A 16,987-nucleotide genomic window follows, 5' to 3' on the forward strand; every position below is an offset into this window, starting at 1 on the left:
CGGCCCCCCGGGTGGCTCTACGCGGCCGGTCGCGGTCGGGTGAGGATCGGGTCAACGACGGTCCAGCCCTGGGCTTCAAGCTCGCCGACGACGTGCTCGGCTACGTCCTTCGGCTGGTCGAGGTCGCGCCGGTGTGCGTCCTCGACGGCGGCCCGGATCGCGGCGACGGCGGCGGCGGGCATCATCGCTGGGCACCGGTGATGTGCCGGGCGCGCTGCCGGTTTTCGGGCCGGACGATGGCGGGCGGGGCCATGAGGGCGCGGGCGTGGGTGGTGGCCTCGGCGGCGAGGCGGCGCCGGCGGCGCTCGGCTTCGGCCTGGCGCTCGGCGCGCTCGGCCGCGGCCTGCTCGGCGAGCTGCTGCTCGGCGACCAGCGCGGGCCCGTCGACCTCGTACAGGGTCCGCCACGCGTCATACCCGCGGTGCTCCTCGACGGTCACCCATGCGCCCTGCGCGGCCATGTCGCGGGCGATCCGGTCGCGTGCGCGTCGGTCCTGCGTGGTCTTGACGGCGGGCCGGTCGGGGCGCTGCGGCCACGCACCGGTGATGCGGTAGCCGCTGGTGTTCTTCGTGCGGTCGCTCGCGGTGGACTTGCGTCGGTGCGCGGGGCGGTCGGGGTGCTTGCGGTTGCGGTTCATGCGGCGGCTCCCTGGGCGTTGTGGCGGGCGGTGGCGTCGTCGAGGCGGGACGGGTGCGGGGTGCTGCGCGGGGCGCGGTGCCGGTTGCGGCACGGCTTGCCGGCGGGGGCGCGGCACGGCGGGTGCGTGCACGGCACGTCGAGCGGGTCGGGCTGTCCGTGCTGGGCGAGGGATTCGCGTTCGGCGCGCACGGGCCGGTACGGGCGCAACTCGTCGGCTGCGGCCTCGGGGATGCGGCGGCCAATCCCCTCGAGGGCGTCGGCGACTTCGGGTGCGGGCCCGCCGGTGAGGGCGCGCGGCGCGGTCGAGGGGGCGAGGCCGACGGCCTGCGTCGCGGTCTGGGCCTCGAGGCGGCCGTCGGCCACGGCGGCGGTGAGGGCGCGGCGGCGGGCGAGGAACTGGGCGGGTGTCTCGTCGGGCCGGCCGTCGTCGAGGACGTTGGCGTGGGCGATGCGCTCGGCTCGTATGCGGGCCCGCTGGGCCCGGACGTGGGCGGGCGTGAGCCACTTCTCGGTTTCGGCGTAGTGGCGGGCGACTGCCTCGCGGGCGTCGTCGTCCAGCGGCATGGCGTTAAGGGCGGCGGCCCATGCGCGGGCGTCGGCCTCGCCGACGGTGCGGCGGTCGAACGCGGCGGCGAGGGTCAGCAACTCGGAGGCGTCGGCGGGGGTCACTGCGCGGCCTCCTGAGCGCGCAGACGGGCAGTCAAGCTCATGCCTTCGGCGACGCGCTGATCGGTGGTGGAGGGCCGGGCGGCGGCGAGCGAAACGACGTTGCCGGCCGGGCGGGCGGCCTGGAGGCGCAACGTGTCGTACTTCTCGCGCAGCTTCGGCATGCTGAGCACGTTGGAACGCCAGAAGTCCGAGTTCTGGCACCAGTCGATAGCGCCGTGTACCTGCTCCTCGGTCCGGCCGTCCTTGTCGAGCAGCAGGCGTGCGGCAGTGCGCCACGACTTCGTGATCGTCGGCCGCTTGCTGCCGTTGCCCTCGATCCGGTCAGCGAGGTGGTTGCAGACCCGTTCGACGTCCTCGCGCAGCTGCGTCGTGTCGGGCAGCTGCGGAGCGGCGACCGACGTTTCCTGTTCCCTGTTCCTCGTTCCCTGTTCCCTGTTCCTTTCCTGGCGTGAGTCCTCACTGAGGTGTGCGTGAGTGATGGGGGAGTCGTCGTTTGTGCTGGTCGGCGGGGGTGGCGGGGTCGTTTCGCCCTGCTCGGGAGCGGGGAGCCTGCTCGGGGTCGGCCGATTGATGCGCTGGTGCTCGCGCCACCCGGTGACGGCCAAATACGGCTTCCGGCTGAGGGTGTAACGACTGATCAGTGAGCACTCCGTGAGGGCTCGCAAGTCGTCCTCGACGTCCGCGGCGGTGCGGTCGTCGAGCGGCCAGACGGCGGCCTTGATGAGCCGTGCGTCGTCGATGGCGCGGCCCTCGTCGTCACAGTGCGTCCACAAGCCAATGAACGTCAGCCGCTGCTCGGGGGTGAGGTCGGCCACCGTGAGGCTGGTGAAAAACTCGGGCTTGATCGTGCGTATGCGGGCCACGGTGTGGCTCCAATCGGTGGTGTAGGGGACGTGGCTCCGGGGCGATGGCGGGGGAGTCCTCGCCCCGGAGCGGGCTGGTCACTGCGCGGTGGCGACGTGGTACGGGTGCGTCCTCGACGGCTGGTGCTCGTCGCAGCGGGGCCCGCACGGGTAGGGGTGGACGGGCTCGGCGCCGCACCTCGGGTTGCCGTGGCCACAGCCGGTCTTGGGGTTGTTGCACGCGTCGCAGTACCGGCGGCCGTCGGCACGGTGTCGGCCGTGTATCGCCTGGTCGTGGTCGCATGACGGCGGTCGATGCCGAATGCCGGTGACGGCGGCGAGGGCGGCGCGGTCGCGCTGCCGGGTGGCCTGGTCGTCGACGTGTGCGGGGTCGCAGCACTGCGGCCGGTCGCATGTCGACTGGACGGTGCCTATCGGGGCGCGGCCGGTGCGCAGAATGAACGCGGCCTGCGCGGCGGTGTACGCCTTGCCGCGGTGGGTGAAGCGGCCACCGCCGGTCGCGGTACGGCTCCGGGTCGTCCACTCGCGGTGTCCGCCCTCGACGGCACGGGTGCGGGCGGCGAATGCCGCTGCGAGGCCGTCCGGGACGTCCGGCGCGGTGGGGGCGCCCTCGACGGCGAGCTGTCCGGGAACAGCGGTCGGCGGCGGGGTGTCGAGCAGGCGGGCGGCGTGCTCAAGGGTGATCGTCAACGGGGTTGCTCCGTCTCGAGGGCCCGCCCCGCGGCAGGGGCGGGCGGCGGTCGCGCTGGCCGGCGCGGTACAGGGCGGCGAGGCGGGTCTCGATCGCCCACGCGCCAACGGCGAGGGCGGCGAGGCAGGCGAGGTCACAGACGGCGGCGAGCATCACGCGGCGGCTCCCTCGTCGCCCGGGCCCGGGGCCGGCGCGAGGGCGGGCAGGATGATCGGGGCGAGCTGCCCGGACCGCCACGCCGCGGCGACCAGCTCGCGGCCGTCTTGCGGGCGTGCCTTGGTCTTCCGTAGGAAGTTCATCGAGTGCGTGCGCTTGCGGCTCGGCTTGATCTCCACACCGGGCACCTCGTGCACTTCGCCCGTTTCCGGGTCGACGATCCGGGCGGCGCCCGCCGCGGTCATCTCGGCGAGCAGGCGAGCGGTGAACGCGGCCTGCACGCTCTTGACGATGCGGGTTACGGCCTCGGCGGGGTACGTCGTGCGTACCCACGCGGTGAACGCGTCCTCGTCGACGATCTGCGCGGCCTTTTCGCCGACGCTGAGGGAGGCGGACCCCACCTTTGTGCCGTCGGGCAAGATCGCATCGAACTTCGTTCCGCCGGTGGCGAGCTGCTGCTCGTCGAGCAGGTGCTGAACTTCGGTCCGGGCGGTCTCGTACTCGGCGTCGATGTGGTCACGAAGCGCTTTGAGAACGGCCTCGCGGGTGACGGCGGCGCGTACGGCGGTCGTGGTGGGTGGCTGCTCGGCGGTCACGCGGCGGCTCCCTGGACGGCCTCGAGCAGGTCGTCGCGCTGCGATCGCAGCTGCTCGACGGTGGCCTCGCTCGGCTTGCACTGGTGCGCCGCGGTGAACGCGTCGTCGGCTTCGGCGCGGTTGAGACCGGCCGCGGTGGCGGCGTCGTACATGGCGGTGAGCTCGGCGGCGTGCTCCGGGGCCTGCTCGCCGGTCGGGGCGGTGCTCTCCGGCTGCTGCTCGGCCTGCTGCTGGGGCTGCTTGGCACCGGGCTTGGTGGCACCGACGGCGGCGAGCTGGGCGAGGTACGTCTCGGGGGCGCCGGCGGTCTTGGCGGCCTTCCATACGACTCCGGCGGCGGCGGCGTCCGGCGCGGCGTGCACGGCCCGGATCGCCTCCAGTTGCGCGAGGTAGTGCTCGGGGGCGCCCGCGGCGGTGGCGTCGCTGCTGATGGCGGCGAGCTGGTCGGCGTCGGCGGTGGCGACGGCCTCGGCGAGGTAGTCGCGGGCCGGCCGCGGCTGCTCGGTGTGCGGAATCGTCTCCGGGACCGCGGTGCCGGCGGGCACCTCGACGGCGTTCCCCTCTTGGTCGACGATGGCGCCCAGTTCCTCGGGCGTGTAGATGGCGCCGTGCAGCACTTCGGGGCAGGCGATACGGACGGCCTCGGCAATCGCCCTGCTCCGGAGCATGGCGCGCGGGTACTTTTCCCAACTCGTGGGCCGGTTCTTGTCGTCGCGGGCGTACGGGCGACCGTTACGCAGCTCGCACAGGCAGGCGGTCACGGCGTCGTCGAGAGTCCACTCGACGACCGTTTCATCGTCGGGATCGTCGTGCCGGACGATCCGCACCACACAGCTGGTGCGCTCGGCCTTGATGCGCACGCGGTGCCCAGCCTCGCGGGCGCGGGACAACATCAGATCGGCGCTCTGCGTCGGCTTGCCCTTGATGACGTGAATGGTCGTGATGGTGGTCACCACGTCGAGGCCCAGCGCGCGGCCGTACTCCATCGCCCACAGCACCGATGCCGGGTTCTTGCGGTACGGGTCCGGCAACAGCGGGGTGTTCGCGAGGCTTTCGCAGAAGAGCCACGCCTCGCGCGCGGTCATGTTGGCGAGGGAGAGGGCGCCCCCGCGCTGGGGGACGGCGGGGACAGCGGCCGGCGCCGGCCGGCGCTCAACGGCGGTGCTCGTCATGCGGTGTGCTCCTGAGTGCGGTTGCGGGCGGGGCGGGCGCCGAGCGTGGAGAGCAGGGCGGCGCGGGTGCCGTCGGCCGTCGCAGCGCGTATGCCGCACTCGTAGTGCGGTACGGCGTCGGCGACGGCGGCGAGGTCGAGGGCGATCACGTTTGCCGCGTGGAGCGTGAGCAGCCGCGCGACGTCGCGGGGGTTCTGCGCGAACGCGAGGGCGAGCTCGTCGAGGTTGAGCTCGACCAGCTCGGCGGCGCGGTCCTCAGCAGGCGGCGACTGATCGCCAGGGATAACGGCGAGGTTCACGGCAGGGCCTTTCTGTGCTGTCGTGCAGGGGCCGTTCCGGGCTTCATCCCGGGGCGGGCCCGCTGTGCGTTATGCGGCGGCGCGGTGCGCGGGGGCCGCGGTGCGCTGCTGACGCTCGAGGCGGCGGCATATGAGCTCGACCTCGGGGGCGAGGCGGCCGGCGGCGCGGTCGGCGTCGCGGCGGGCGCGGGCCCGGTCGAGTACGGCGCGGGCGTTGGCGTACGCCTGCTCGCGGGTGATGGGGGCGCTCATGCCGCGGCCTCGAGCGGCTGCTCGACGCGCTCAGCGTCGGCGAGCTTGAGCAGCCGTGACGCGGGAATGCCGTACACCAGTTCGACAGCGGCGGCGACACGCGCGGACGGCGCGGTTTTGCCGGTCCACAGGCGCCATGCGGTCGCGGGGGCAACGTTCAGGCGGGCGGCGAGGGCGGTGTAGTGCTCATCGCCCTTGTCCGTGGCGACGGCCTGCAAGAGGGCACGGTCGTACATGAGACCGATCCTTTCTGGTCAGACAGAGTGTCTGTCTGGGCAGAAAGTAACACCTATCTTTCAGGAGTGAAAGTTAGCGCCGGTCGCGACGGGTACTAGGTCGTTGACACTGGGCAAGGAACCGCGCAGAATCGGGCAAACGTTCTACAGAACGATGCAGGTCAGACGGCCCATGCGCACACGAGGGGGTACGCCATGGATCAGCTGGTCATGTCTGAAAGGCGGTCTGTCAGGGGAGGCAGTACCGCGCTACATTTCACCCATGAAAAACAACAAGGATGGCGTGTCCGACCACCGCGCCGCCGCGCTCGCCAGCTGGCTGCAACAAGAGCTGACGAACCGCGGCTATGACATCTCCGGACCGCGCAGCGGGGGCAAGAGCGCGTTTGCGGCAGCTTCGGGCATCAGCCCGTCCACTGTCGGCCGTCTCCTCCGCGGCGACAACGTCACCGACACCCGCGTACTCGCCCTGCTCGCCGCCGCGCTACAGGTTCCGCTGGGCGAGGTGCTGGTACGTGCGGGAGTCCTCAACGAGAACGAGCTCAGGGCCGTACAGCACCCGACGACAGGCCCACGCAGCATTACACCCGAACAGGCCGCCGACGAACTCGGCATCACCGACGATCAGGCGCGCCGTCTGTTCGTTTCCATGACTCACACTCTGCAACGTCAGCCACCCCCCGATACAGGCGAGGGCAACCTCGCAGAGAACTAGCACCGCACGGAGGAACACCGTGATCAGCCGGTACCTGCCCGCTCTCGTCCTTGTCCTGTTGGTGACCGGCCTCACTCTGGGGATAGTTGGCCTGTTCGCAGACTGGGATGACGTAGTGCGCGCCGGAATCCTGATCGCCCTTACCGCGCTCCCCGCGGTCGTCGTCTGGCAATCCGACCGGGCCCACCAGGTAGAGACGGACCAAATCACCGCGGCGCACACGGCCGGCTACCGCCTCGCCCTCGAGCACGTCGCCCGGGGTCTGCTCGACCAACCGCCGCCGTCGGGCGGCGACCGCACAGACGGCGTCACCGACGACCGCGCCGCGCGCGTCCAACCCGCCACGTGCCCCCTGGACAACGTCCGCCACCTTGACGATGCCCGGCACGTCCGACCGGAACAGAAAGCCGAATGACCATCACCGACGTACCCGCTACGTTCCAGAGCTCGGAGGCTGACGGTGAGCCCTGGCTCGGATACATCAGAGTCAGCACATGGAAAGAGGAACAGATCAGCCCCGAGCTGCAAGAGGGCGTCCTTCGAGAATGGGCAGCCCGCACCGGGCGCCGCCTACTCGAGCCGCTGATCGTCGACCTTGACGCCACCGGCCGGAACTTCAAACGCAAGATCATGGGCGCCATCGAGCGCGTAGAACAGGGCGAGGCCCGAGGTATCGCCGTATGGCGATACTCCCGATTCGGCCGCAGCCGCACAGGTAACGTGACCAACCTCGCTCGCCTCGAAGCAGCCGGCGGACAACTCGAGTCAGCCACCGAACACGTTGACGCGAGAACCGCGATCGGCAGGTTCCAGCGAGACATGATCTTCGCTTTCGGCAACTACGAAAGCGACCGCGCCGGCGAGCAATGGATCGAGACCCACGACCACCGCCGTAACAAGCTCCACCTACCCTCATCCGGCCGGCCACGCTGGGGGTATATATGGCACCCCCGCCGCCTGCCCGACGGCCAAGGCGGCTGGACCACCCAAAAAGAGTGGTACGAGATCCACCCCGAGCGGGGCCCGATCCTCGCCGACCTCTACCGCGACTATGCCGACGGTCGTCACGGATTCGAGGCGCTGGCCGCATGGCTCAACCGCCACGGCCACCGCACCACGACGAACCGCCTGTGGGCCGAGTCGACCATTAAGCACTACATGGACAGCGGATTCCCAGCAGGGTTACTCCGCGTCCACGACCGCGAGTGCCCCTGCGAACGGAACAAGCAGGGTCTTCGGTGCCCGAACTACCTGATGATCTCAGGGGCCCACGAGGAATGCGTCGCGCCGGATCTCTGGGAGGCGTACCAGGCTCGCCGCAAGGCAGTACGCGCCACGCCGCCCCGTGCCCGACAAGCGCTGTACCGCCTTACCGGGCTGATGCGGTGCGCAGGGTGCCGCGGCAGCGCAACGATCGTCAGCAGTGGGGGATTCGCCTACCGGTGCAGCGTGCGGGCGAAGACTGGCACAACAGGCTGTGAGGGCGTACGAGAGCGCCGGGACCACGTCGAACGCGAGGTGTTGAACTGGGTACTCAGGGAGGCCGCAGCAGGCGTGGACGCGGCGCCGTCGTTGCCGCAGCAGCGCGCCCTCGTTCTCGACGAGCGGACCCAAGCCGCACGCGAACGGGCGCGACTGCAAGCCGAGCTCGACAAGTTCGCTGACGGCCTCGCGCGGCTGCAAGCGGACCGCGCTGTTAACCCGGACGACTACCCGCCCGGGGCATACGAGAAGGCACGCGACCGCATCAAGCAGCAGCAGGCCACCACACAGGCCGCCCTCGAGAAGTGCGTCGAGGTCGAGCAGACGCCAGACCGCACAGACTATGAGCCCCTGATCATCAGCCTCGCCGCTGAGTGGGAGACGCTGAAAGTCGGGGAACAGAACGCATTGCTCAAGCAGCTCATCCGACGCGTGGTGCTGGAACGGATCGATCCCGACGAGGAGGTCGAGGGTGGCGAGGAGAGCCGGGCGACGGCGAAGGTGCACATCCATCCCGTGTGGGAGCCGGACCCCTGGGAGGACAAGAAGCAGGCCAAGGAGTAGAGCGATCTACGTCACACTCTTCGATGTTTTACAGCAACAGCTGGGGAGCTGTCCGGGCTCGCGCCGTTCATGGGCCGGCTCATGAGACCCCATGGCCAACAGCACACACGACAAAGGGCCGGAGCTGCTCGCTCCGGCCCTTGGCCGATCGGTGTGGACGATACTGGGATTGAACCAGTGACCTCTTCCGTGTCAGGGAAGCGCTCTCCCGCTGAGCTAATCGTCCCGGGAACTGCGTGCGCGATACTGGGATTGAACCAGTGACCTCTTCCGTGTCAGGGAAGCGCTCTCCCGCTGAGCTAATCGCGCGGGTGGTGGGGCCGCGAGGACCCCGGAGGGTGGGACCACAAGGGACCCGAGTGGACGATACTGGGATTGAACCAGTGACCTCTTCCGTGTCAGGGAAGCGCTCTCCCGCTGAGCTAATCGTCCGAGGTGGAGACGGGATTTGAACCCGTGTAGACGGCTTTGCAGGCCGTTGCCTCGCCTCTCGGCCACTCCACCAGACGTGGGGGCGTGAACCCCCACTCCGAGCGGACGACGAGATTCGAACTCGCGACCCTCACCTTGGCAAGGTGATGCTCTACCAACTGAGCCACGTCCGCAGGTGTCGTTTCCCGGGGCGCTTCCGCGTCCCGGCGACGTGTTGAACTCTAGCGGATTCCGGGGCCAGCTCAAATTCCGTTTCCGCAGGGTGCTGCCCTGCTCGCCCGCCGCGATCCCTCCCGCGGCCCCCGTGACCAGGCCCCATAGACTCGCAAGCGTGCACGACCTGCCCCCTCTCGCCCGCTTCGGTGGCCTGCTCGCCACCGATCTGCGCGACGTGACGAGCGATCCCTCGGCTCTCGACACCGAGGGTTTCTGGGCTGTTGTCGCGGACTTCGAGGGGCGTGTGGTCTGTGCCCGCTTCGGTGACGTACGCCGTGACCAGGCCCCCGCGCCCCCCGCGCCGGGCGGCTGGCGCGGGCCCCGGCCCGCCGACTGGACCTCCTCGCTGGACCGGGCCGGGTACACCGACGGTGTCCGCCGCGTACGCCGCCACATCGCGGCGGGCACGGTCTACCAGGCCAATCTGTGCCGCGTGCTCTCCGCGCCGCTGCCCGACCCGCACGCGGCGGACGTGGACGCGCTGACCGCCCTGCTGGCCCGCGGCAACCCGGCCCCGTACGCGGGCACCGTGCGGCTGCCGGAACACGGGGTGGAGGTCGCCACGGCCTCGCCCGAGCTGTTTCTGCGCCGTTCCGGCCGGACGGTGGAGTCCGGGCCGATCAAGGGCACCGGCCGCCGGGCGGAGGATCTGCTGGAGAAGGACCACGCCGAGAACGTGATGATCGTGGACCTGGTCCGCAACGACCTGGGACGGGTCTGCGCCACCGGCTCGGTGACGGTCCCCGAACTCTGCGCGGTCGAGCCGCACCCCGGACTGGTGCACCTCGTCTCCACGGTCCGCGGCGAGCTGGCGCCGGGCGCGGGCTGGGCGGAGCTGTTCGCGGCGGCCTTTCCGCCCGGATCGGTGACGGGGGCGCCCAAGTCCAGCGCCCTGCGCATCATCGGGGAGCTGGAGACCGCGCCCCGCGGCCCGTACTGCGGCGGCATCGGCTGGGTGGACGCGAACCGCGGCACCGGCGAGCTGGCCGTGGGGATACGTACCTTCTGGGTCGACCGGCCGTCCCCCGGCGGCGCGGTGCTGCGGTTCGGCACCGGCGCGGGGATCACCTGGGGCTCTGACCCGGACCGGGAATGGGACGAAACCGAACTCAAGGCGGCGCGACTGCTCGCGGTAGCGTCGGAGGTACAGCAGCCGACGGGAAGGACCATGCGGTGACGATCTGGCTCGACGGATCCCTGCGCGAAGCCGACAGCGCCCAGGTGTCGGTGTTCGACCACGGGCTGACGGTCGGCGACGGCGTCTTCGAGACCGTCAAGGCGGTGGACGGCCGCGCCTTCGCGCTCACCCGCCACCTCCACCGGCTGGCCCGCTCCGCGCACGGCCTGGGCCTGCCCGAACCGGACCTCGACGAGGTGCGGCGGGCCTGCGAGGCGGTCCTCGCCGACAACCCCATGCCGCTGGGGCGGCTGCGCATCACCTACACCGGAGGGTTCTCCCCGCTCGGCTCCGACCGGGGCACGGCGGGCCCCACGCTCGTCGTCGCGCTCGTCGAGACCCACCGCCGGGCGGACGCCACGGCCGTGGTCACCGTCCCCTGGACCCGCAACGAGCGCGGCGCGCTGGCCGGACTCAAGACCACCTCGTACGGCGAGAACGTGGTCGCGCTCGCCCGCGCCCGGGAACGCGACGCCACCGAGGCCCTGTTCGCGAACACCGTCGGCGGGCTCTGCGAGGGCACCGGCTCCAACGTCTTCGTCGTCCTCGACGGCGAACTCCACACCCCGCCGCTCGCCTCCGGCTGCCTCGCGGGCATCACCCGCGCCCTCGCCCTGGAGTGGGTGGGGGCCCGGGAGACCGCGCTGCCGTTCGACGTTCTGGAGCGGGCCGACGAGATCTTCCTGACCTCGACCACCCGGGACGTCCAGGCCGTACGGCAGGTGGACGACCGGATCGTGCCCGGCACGCCCGGACCGGTCACCGCCAAGGCCATGCGGATCTTCACCGAGCGGGCCGCCGCCGACATCGACCCCTGAGCCGCACCCGCCGCCGGGGAGGGGAACATTCCGCCGTAAACCTGGTGACGTGCGCCCCGGGGCCCGGTAGAACACCATCGTGACCACCACCCTGCGGCCCACCACGCCCGAGCGGCACACCGACGACGGCGGGCGCGCGCGCTCGTACGAGGTGTGCGTCAACGGCCGTCCCGTCGGCAGTGTCCGGCTCACCACCGAAGCCCGGATCGGCCCGTTCGTCGGGCGGATCGAGCACCTCCACATCGACACCGCGGACCGGCACCGCGGCCGCGGCACGGTCGCCGCGCTCGCCGCCGAGGAGGTACTGCGCCGCTGGAACTGCACCCGGCTGGTGGTGAGCCTCCCCGCCAGGGCGGCGACCGCCCTGGGCCTCGCGGCCGCACTCGGCTACCGCGAGCGCGGCCGCAACATGGTCAAGCCGCTGACCGAACCGCCCGCGCTGCCCCCGGGCAGCGCGATACGGGCCATGGCGGAGGCCGACTACCCGGCCTGGCACGCCCATGAGCGCGCCCGCTACATCAGCAAGGTGCTGGACAGCGGGTTCACCCGGGAGGAGGCCGAGGCCAAGGCGGCGGCCGACTACGCGAAGCTGCTGCCGCACGGCCCCGCCACCCCCGGCACCGTGCTGCGGGTCCTGGCCCGCGGCGGTGCGGACGTGGGCACCGTCTGGGTCGCGCTGCGCGCCGGGGAGCCGGACGCCGAGGAGCGGGGCGAGGCGTACGTCTTCTCCGTCGAGGTCGCCGAGGAGCACCGCGGCCACGGCCACGGCCGGACCCTGATGCGGGTCGCCGAGCGCGACAGCCTGGACGCGGGGGCACGCACCCTCGGCCTGTACGTCGCGGGCGGGAACACCCCGGCGCTGCGGCTGTACGAGTCGCTGGGGTACGAGGCGGTCGAATACCACCTCATCAAGCACCTGCTCTAGGCAAGCACCCGCTCCGGGCGCGGAGCCGGACTACGCGGGGCCGGCCAGCAGGCGGGCCGCGATCTCCTCGATCCGCTCCCGCAGCCCCTCCTGGCTCTTCCCGCCGTCCAGCCGCTCCCCGCCGATCACATACGTCGGGGTGCCGGTCACCCCGATCGCCTTGCCCTCGGCCTGGTCCGCGTCGACGATCAGGATGTGCCGACCGTCGATCAGCGCGGTGTCCATCTCCTCGGCGTCCAGGCCCAGTTCCCGCGCCACGTCGACGAGCATCAGCTCACCCCGGGCGCCCAGCTCGTCGGTGCGCTCCAGCACGGCTTCGACGTACGGCCAGCCCCGCCCCTGCGCGACGGCCTCCTCGGCGGCCTGGGCCGCCGCGTGGGCGTGCCGGTGGCGCTCCAGCGGGAAGTGCCGCAGCCGGATCTCCAGGGCGTCGCCGAAGCGCTCGCGCAGCGCGCGCAGATCCGTCAGCGCGGTGTGGCAGTCGGGGCACTGGAGTTCGCACCACACGTCGAGTACGGGGCGGGCGGGATCGGTGTCGCTCATGGGGCCAGTCTTCCAGCCCCCACGGACTGCTCCGAACCCGGAGATGACCCTGATCCCGGGCCCCGGCTGTGGCCCCTGCCGACCTGTGGGGTGCAGGATGGACATACTGCGCAACCCCTCGGCGGGAGGAACCGATGCTGACCGACACCATCTGCGCCGCGCTGTCCGCGGCCGGACTGGGCATCGCCGGTCTGACCGCGTACCGCAAGCGCTTCCGGACCGCGGCGCGGATCGCGGCCTACGCGCTGCTGCCGGTGGGCCTGGCGCTGACCGGGATCCTGGACTGGCTGACCGATCTGGTCTTCAACCCCACCGTGTGGGCGGGCTTCGGCCTGCTCGGGCTCTCCTGGCTGCTGTTCATGGCGAGCCGGGCGGCCGAGCGCCGGGCCGGCGGCACCCGCAAGGAGCGGCGCGCGGCGGCCGCCGCGGAGCGGAACGGGGCGCTGGCCCCGGGGGCCTCGGAACCCGCGCTGGGACCCGGCCGCGGGGCCACCGGAGCGAAGGCGGCGGGCACGGCGAAACCCGCCTCCGCAGGCAGCTCCGGTACAGAAGATTTCTCAGATATCGAGGCCATTCTCAAAAAGCACGGGATCTGACAAGCTCCCGATCAAAAAACGCTCGTTGGTCGCAGCGGGGCTTCGCGCTGCGCCATGATCTCCGGCGAGATGCTGCAATCACCCGGGGAGCAATCCCCTATCGAAGGACCCCCTGTACCACCGAGCGACGAGCCACGTGGCTGCCTGTTCGCCCTCTCCCAGCCGCCGCTGATGCTTTTCCTCGCCTTCATAGGCATGCTGCTCTTCGGCACCGCGCTCCATGACCTCTACCGATGGTGACGGCCGCCGCCGCTCAGGTCGCCGCTTCCTTGCGCCGCGCGCGGTAGGCGGCCACGTGTAGCCGGTTGCCGCAGGTGCGGCTGTCGCAGTAGCGCCGGGAGCGATTGCGCGACAGGTCCACGAAGGCGAAGCGGCAGTCCGGGGCCTCACAGCGCCGCAGCCGCTCGTGTTCGCCCGCCACCATGAGGAACGCCAGCGCCATGCCGCCGTCGGCCGCGAGATGGTCGGCCAGGGACGCTCCCGGGGCGAAGTAGTGCACATGCCAGTCGTAGCCGTCGTGGTCGGTCAGCCGGGGCGTGGTCCCGGCCGCCGCGATCATGGTGTTGAGCAGCTCGGCGGTGTGCCGGGCGCCGCTGCCCGCCGTGGCGAAGACCTCGGTGAACCGGGCCCGGACGGACCGTACGGCGGTCAGGTCGCGCTCACCGAGCGTGCCGATGTCGCTGATGTCGTTGCGCTCGACGAACCGGCGCAGCGCGGCGACGTCCGCGAGGCGGTCCTCGCTCTCGCCCCCGGGCGCGGTGTTCACCAGGTCGACGACGGCGTCGAGCGCGCACCGGGTGTCGTGGTTGATCAGCACGATTGGCTCCCTGGCCCCGCCGGCTCGGCGGCGCGTCTCGACTGCCCCTCGGATGCGGTCGACTCTAGCGGCGCCGGGACCGGAACGTGACACGGAGTGCCGGGCCCGGAGCGTGACACGGCGGTGGGGGGGGGGAGGAAGGGGGGGGGGGGGGGGGGGGAGTGCCGGCCTTTTCCCCTTTTTCCATTTTTTTCTCTTGCGTCGTTCTCCCCCCCCCCCCCCCCCCCCCCCTCCCCCCCGCCCCCCCCCCCCCCCCCCCCCCCCCCCCCCCCCCCCCCCCCGCCGCCTGCCTTTGCCATTTTTCGGGATGTCACTGCCGGGATGCTCACTACCGGAACCTCGCGTCCCGGCTCGCGCCGTCTCCCCGAGTCGGACGGCCGCGCTCAGCTCTCGTGGGGTCTCAGCTCTCCGCCAGGATGTGGGAGAGCTCTGTGTCGAGGTCGAAATGGCGGTGTTCGGTGCCGGGTGGCACAGCGGCGTCGGTCCGCTTCAGGAACGACTCCAGGGCCCGCGCCGGGGCCTCGAGCAGAGCCTCCCCCTCCGGGGAGCTCAGGGCGATGCAGACGACGCCCTGGCCGTGGCTACGGGATGGCCACACTCTGACGTCGCCGGTGCCGGTGGGCCGGTGCAGGCCCTCGGCGAGAAGGTCGCGGGCGAAAACCCATTCGACCGTCTCTTCGGCTCCGGTGTGGAAGGTGGCGTGCACGGCGTAAGGATCGGCCGTGTCATACCGCAGTCCCGCGGGTACAGGCAGTGAGGACTCGCTCGACACAACGAGGCGCAGGTGCAGCTCGCAGCTGACCGTGGTGTTCATAAGCGCCAGGGCCTTTCGCTCAGTGTGCGCTCGGGGATTCGCACGTCGGCGAAATCGACATGCCACCTACGGTGCCGTTGTAAACCCCTCTGACCGTTTTGCGGGTCTTCCGATAGCTCCAGCGGCCGAGCCGAGGGCTCGCCGGTGCCGCCATTACAGTGACTTCGGCGGATCGGGTAGGTTGGGTCACATGAATGCGGAGAGTGACGAGCGACACGCGGGTGCCGTGCCACCGGCACCCGAGGTCGCGACGGGGGACGGCGCGTCGGAGGAGCCGGTATTCGGCTCCCGGGCGCCGAAGTTCATCAAGCGGTCGCGCACGCTGCACCTGAGCTGGCAGGTCGGGGTCTTCGTCGTGGGCCTCGCGGTCGTGGTGGCGGGCATCATCATGCTGCCGCTGCCGGGTCCCGGATGGCTGGTGATCTTCGGCGGTATGGCGATCTGGGCGACCGAGTTCGTCTGGGCGCAGCTGGTGCTGCGCTGGACCAAGCGCAAGGTGACCGAGGCGGCCCATCGCGCCCTGGATCCGAAGGTGCGCAAGCGGAACATCATCCTGACCTCGATCGGGCTGGTGATCTGCGCCGCGGCGCTGACCGTGTACGTGTGGAAGTTCGGCCTCGTCATGCCCTGGAAGATCGAAGAGTGACCGAGGGCCATCGGCCGGTCCGGGTCCCGGGCCGGTCCTGGTGGTCATGAGCACGGTCCGGCATACGCTAATGTTGGCCGTGCGCCCGGGCGATTAGCTCAGCGGGAGAGCGCTTCGTTCACACCGAAGAGGTCACTGGTTCGAACCCAGTATCGCCCACCCCGGACCGAGGGCCCGGAGGCTTCAAGCCTCCGGGCCCTCGGTGTTTTCGCATGTCCCGAGTGCCGTGGGCGCCGCGCTCGTTGAAGCGCTTCCGCATCGATCCTGTCCGAACCGTTGACGTACACGGCGGCGATCCCTAACTTGGCCCGGCAAGCGCTTACCTAAAACGTTTCAAGCTTGGTTCAGGGGCAGTCGGACAGACCTGCCCGGGAGGGGCGTGTCATGGGTGCTCGGCGATGGACGGCAAGGGCGAGAGGGCTTCGGGGGGCCGCGGCGGGACTGGTCGCGCTGGGGCTGCTGGCCACCGGCTGCGGCGGTGACGGCGGCAGCTCGTCGGGCGGGAAGGTGACCATCCGTTACGCCTGGTGGGGCGCCAAGGACCGGTCCGTCATGATCAAGAAGACGGTGCGGCTCTTCGAGGAGAAGCACCCGAACATCACCGTGAAGACGGACTTCGCCGAATACGCCGACTTCTGGAGCAAGTTCAACACCCAGGCCGCGGGCGGTAACGCACCGGACGTCTTCCAGAACTCGTACGCCTTTCTCCGCAAGTACGGCGAAAAGAATCTCCTCCTCGATCTCAACAAGCAGGCCAAGGAGGGAAATCTCAATCTGAAGGGTTTCCGGAACGGTCTGGAGAAATCCGGGGACATCGACGGAAAGCTCTATGGCGTGCCGGTCGGCGCGAATACCTTCGGCTTCTTCTACGACCCGGCCGCCTTCAAGAAGGCGGGGGTCACCGTCAAGGACGGATGGACCTGGGACGACTTCTTCGCCGCCGCCAAGAAGGTGCGGAAGGCCGACGGCACGCTCTACGGCGCCAGCGACAACGCCGGGGTGATGTACCTGTACGACCTGTATCTGCGCCAGCACGGCAAGGCGTTCTTCACCGAGGACAAGAAGCTCGGCTTCACCAAGGACGACCTCAAGCAGTGGTGGAACACCTGGCAGCAGCACTCCAAGGCCGGTGAGCTGGTGCCGGGCAAGAAGACCGAACAGGCCAAGCCCAAGGCGACGATCAGCGCCGGCCTGTCGGCCGCCGAGTTCACCTGGGACAACTTCATGGTCCGCTTCGCGGCCGAGACCGACACCCCGCTCGAACTCGGGCCGCTCCCGACCACGGACGGCAAGAAGACCGGCCAGTACCTCTCCTCGCTGATGCTCAGCGGCTCCGCCCGCACCCAGCACCCCAAGGAAGTCGCCCAGCTCATCGACTTCATGACGCACGACCCCGAGGTCGGCAAGATCATGGGCTACAACCGCGGCATCCCGGCCACCACCGCCCAGGCCGAGGCGTACAAGCCCACCGGCGTCGACGCCAAGATCGCCGCGTACGAGAAGAGCGTGACCTCGAAGCTGGAGCCGATCACTCCGCATCCGGCCGGCACCGATGTCGCCGAGGCCGCCTTCCTGCGCACCTACACCGATGTCACGGTGGGCCAGAGCTCGGTGGACAAGGCCGTGGACCAGTTCTTCAACGAGGCGGAATCCGCGCTCGGCTCGTGAG

At 70.7% G+C, this 16,987-nt stretch carries 22 protein-coding genes and 6 tRNA genes; 10 read left to right on the forward strand and 18 right to left on the reverse strand.

Features of this window, described 5'->3' with window-relative positions; translation table 11 throughout:
• Positions 1 to 17: 17 nt before the first annotated feature.
• The 10 genes from ACZ59A_RS35645 to ACZ59A_RS35690 all read right to left on the reverse strand — a co-directional run bounded on the left by ACZ59A_RS35645 (position 18) and on the right by ACZ59A_RS35690 (position 5,573).
• Positions 18 to 185 (reverse strand): hypothetical protein, encoded by a 168-nt coding sequence (locus ACZ59A_RS35645; protein ID WP_470967491.1) that lies wholly within the window; start codon positions 183 to 185, stop codon positions 18 to 20.
• Positions 182 to 637 (reverse strand): hypothetical protein, encoded by a 456-nt coding sequence (locus ACZ59A_RS35650; RefSeq protein WP_468944045.1) that lies wholly within the window; start codon positions 635 to 637, stop codon positions 182 to 184. Before ACZ59A_RS35650 ends, ACZ59A_RS35645 begins: the two co-directional genes overlap by 4 nt.
• The gene (locus ACZ59A_RS35655) at positions 634 to 1,308 is read right to left on the reverse strand and encodes a zinc finger domain-containing protein (protein ID WP_470967493.1); all 675 of its coding nucleotides are present in this window, start codon (positions 1,306 to 1,308) and stop codon (positions 634 to 636) included. The genes ACZ59A_RS35650 and ACZ59A_RS35655 overlap by 4 nt, the downstream gene beginning before the upstream one ends.
• A complete protein-coding gene (locus ACZ59A_RS35660; RefSeq protein ID WP_470967496.1) occupies positions 1,305 to 2,171 on the reverse strand; it encodes a hypothetical protein in 867 nt (288 codons plus the stop codon). The genes ACZ59A_RS35655 and ACZ59A_RS35660 overlap by 4 nt, the downstream gene beginning before the upstream one ends.
• Positions 2,172 to 2,249: 78 nt before the next feature.
• Positions 2,250 to 2,861 (reverse strand): hypothetical protein, encoded by a 612-nt coding sequence (locus ACZ59A_RS35665; protein ID WP_470967498.1) that lies wholly within the window; start codon positions 2,859 to 2,861, stop codon positions 2,250 to 2,252.
• A 153-nt stretch (positions 2,862 to 3,014) separates the two neighbouring features.
• On the reverse strand, positions 3,015 to 3,614 hold the full coding sequence (locus ACZ59A_RS35670) for a hypothetical protein (protein ID WP_470967500.1): 600 nt from the start codon (positions 3,612 to 3,614) through the stop codon (positions 3,015 to 3,017).
• Entirely contained in the window at positions 3,611 to 4,786 is a 1,176-nt protein-coding gene (locus tag ACZ59A_RS35675) for a recombinase RecT (RefSeq protein WP_470967503.1), read from the reverse strand. Before ACZ59A_RS35675 ends, ACZ59A_RS35670 begins: the two co-directional genes overlap by 4 nt.
• Complete coding sequence (locus ACZ59A_RS35680) at positions 4,783 to 5,085, reverse strand: hypothetical protein (protein WP_470967505.1); 303 nt, start codon at positions 5,083 to 5,085, stop codon at positions 4,783 to 4,785. The genes ACZ59A_RS35675 and ACZ59A_RS35680 overlap by 4 nt, the downstream gene beginning before the upstream one ends.
• Positions 5,086 to 5,154: 69 nt before the next feature.
• On the reverse strand, positions 5,155 to 5,337 hold the full coding sequence (locus ACZ59A_RS35685; RefSeq protein ID WP_468944026.1) for a hypothetical protein: 183 nt from the start codon (positions 5,335 to 5,337) through the stop codon (positions 5,155 to 5,157).
• Positions 5,334 to 5,573 carry an XRE family transcriptional regulator gene (locus ACZ59A_RS35690; protein WP_470967507.1) on the reverse strand — a complete coding sequence of 80 codons (240 nt, stop codon included), beginning with the start codon at positions 5,571 to 5,573 and terminating at the stop codon, positions 5,334 to 5,336. Before ACZ59A_RS35690 ends, ACZ59A_RS35685 begins: the two co-directional genes overlap by 4 nt.
• Before the next feature lie 262 nt (positions 5,574 to 5,835).
• On the opposite strand from ACZ59A_RS35690, the gene ACZ59A_RS35695 reads away from it, so the two are divergent.
• From ACZ59A_RS35695 to ACZ59A_RS35705, 3 genes are read left to right on the forward strand one after another with little or no spacing between them, the layout of a single operon-like run.
• The gene (locus ACZ59A_RS35695; protein ID WP_470967510.1) at positions 5,836 to 6,288 is read left to right on the forward strand and encodes a helix-turn-helix domain-containing protein; all 453 of its coding nucleotides are present in this window, start codon (positions 5,836 to 5,838) and stop codon (positions 6,286 to 6,288) included.
• A 19-nt stretch (positions 6,289 to 6,307) separates the two neighbouring features.
• Positions 6,308 to 6,703: a hypothetical protein gene (locus ACZ59A_RS35700; RefSeq protein ID WP_470967512.1), complete on the forward strand. Its 396-nt coding sequence runs from the start codon at positions 6,308 to 6,310 to the stop codon at positions 6,701 to 6,703.
• Complete coding sequence (locus ACZ59A_RS35705; protein WP_470967515.1) at positions 6,700 to 8,334, forward strand: recombinase family protein; 1,635 nt, start codon at positions 6,700 to 6,702, stop codon at positions 8,332 to 8,334. The genes ACZ59A_RS35700 and ACZ59A_RS35705 overlap by 4 nt, the downstream gene beginning before the upstream one ends.
• 154 nt (positions 8,335 to 8,488) lie before the next feature.
• Here ACZ59A_RS35705 and ACZ59A_RS35710 read toward each other — a convergent pair.
• From ACZ59A_RS35710 to ACZ59A_RS35730, 5 genes are all read right to left on the reverse strand, one after another.
• Positions 8,489 to 8,560: transfer RNA gene (locus ACZ59A_RS35710), tRNA-Val, on the reverse strand.
• A gap of 11 nt (positions 8,561 to 8,571) precedes the next feature.
• Positions 8,572 to 8,643: transfer RNA gene (locus tag ACZ59A_RS35715), tRNA-Val, on the reverse strand.
• Between the two features lie 51 nt (positions 8,644 to 8,694).
• Positions 8,695 to 8,766 (reverse strand) — tRNA-Val (locus ACZ59A_RS35720).
• A gap of 1 nt (position 8,767) precedes the next feature.
• A tRNA-Cys gene (locus tag ACZ59A_RS35725) sits at positions 8,768 to 8,838 on the reverse strand.
• A 28-nt stretch (positions 8,839 to 8,866) separates the two neighbouring features.
• Positions 8,867 to 8,939 (reverse strand) — tRNA-Gly (locus tag ACZ59A_RS35730).
• A 158-nt stretch (positions 8,940 to 9,097) separates the two neighbouring features.
• Here ACZ59A_RS35730 and ACZ59A_RS35735 point away from each other — a divergent pair.
• The 3 genes from ACZ59A_RS35735 to ACZ59A_RS35745 all read left to right on the forward strand — a co-directional run bounded on the left by ACZ59A_RS35735 (position 9,098) and on the right by ACZ59A_RS35745 (position 11,902).
• The gene (locus tag ACZ59A_RS35735; RefSeq protein WP_470967518.1) at positions 9,098 to 10,159 is read left to right on the forward strand and encodes a chorismate-binding protein; all 1,062 of its coding nucleotides are present in this window, start codon (positions 9,098 to 9,100) and stop codon (positions 10,157 to 10,159) included.
• Positions 10,156 to 10,977, forward strand: a complete 822-nt coding sequence (locus tag ACZ59A_RS35740) for an aminotransferase class IV (protein WP_470967521.1) — start codon at positions 10,156 to 10,158, stop codon at positions 10,975 to 10,977. The genes ACZ59A_RS35735 and ACZ59A_RS35740 overlap by 4 nt, the downstream gene beginning before the upstream one ends.
• Positions 10,978 to 11,056: 79 nt before the next feature.
• Positions 11,057 to 11,902, forward strand: a complete 846-nt coding sequence (locus ACZ59A_RS35745) for a GNAT family N-acetyltransferase (RefSeq protein WP_470967524.1) — start codon at positions 11,057 to 11,059, stop codon at positions 11,900 to 11,902.
• Positions 11,903 to 11,932: 30 nt separating this feature from the next.
• On the opposite strand, the gene ACZ59A_RS35750 is transcribed toward ACZ59A_RS35745, so the two are convergent.
• Positions 11,933 to 12,445, reverse strand: coding sequence for a DsbA family protein (locus tag ACZ59A_RS35750; protein WP_470967527.1), 513 nt, complete (start codon positions 12,443 to 12,445; stop codon positions 11,933 to 11,935).
• A 134-nt stretch (positions 12,446 to 12,579) separates the two neighbouring features.
• Here ACZ59A_RS35750 and ACZ59A_RS35755 point away from each other — a divergent pair, with 134 nt between their 5' ends.
• Entirely contained in the window at positions 12,580 to 13,041 is a 462-nt protein-coding gene (locus ACZ59A_RS35755; protein WP_470967529.1) for a hypothetical protein, read from the forward strand.
• A gap of 253 nt (positions 13,042 to 13,294) precedes the next feature.
• On the opposite strand, the gene ACZ59A_RS35760 is transcribed toward ACZ59A_RS35755, so the two are convergent.
• Positions 13,295 to 13,858, reverse strand: a complete 564-nt coding sequence (locus ACZ59A_RS35760) for a CGNR zinc finger domain-containing protein (RefSeq protein WP_470967532.1) — start codon at positions 13,856 to 13,858, stop codon at positions 13,295 to 13,297.
• 400 nt (positions 13,859 to 14,258) lie between these two features.
• Positions 14,259 to 14,672 (reverse strand): SsgA family sporulation/cell division regulator, encoded by a 414-nt coding sequence (locus tag ACZ59A_RS35765; protein ID WP_003959770.1) that lies wholly within the window; start codon positions 14,670 to 14,672, stop codon positions 14,259 to 14,261.
• A 190-nt stretch (positions 14,673 to 14,862) separates the two neighbouring features.
• Here ACZ59A_RS35765 and ACZ59A_RS35770 point away from each other — a divergent pair, with 190 nt between their 5' ends.
• From ACZ59A_RS35770 to ACZ59A_RS35780, 3 genes are all read left to right on the forward strand, one after another.
• Complete coding sequence (locus tag ACZ59A_RS35770) at positions 14,863 to 15,318, forward strand: TIGR02611 family protein (RefSeq protein ID WP_468046486.1); 456 nt, start codon at positions 14,863 to 14,865, stop codon at positions 15,316 to 15,318.
• Between the two features lie 87 nt (positions 15,319 to 15,405).
• Positions 15,406 to 15,477 (forward strand) — tRNA-Val (locus tag ACZ59A_RS35775).
• Between the two features lie 225 nt (positions 15,478 to 15,702).
• Positions 15,703 to 16,986, forward strand: a complete 1,284-nt coding sequence (locus tag ACZ59A_RS35780) for an ABC transporter substrate-binding protein (RefSeq protein ID WP_470967536.1) — start codon at positions 15,703 to 15,705, stop codon at positions 16,984 to 16,986.
• The last annotated feature ends 1 nt before the right edge of the window (position 16,987 follow it).

The organism is Streptomyces sp. NPDC040405 (assembly GCF_055595765.1).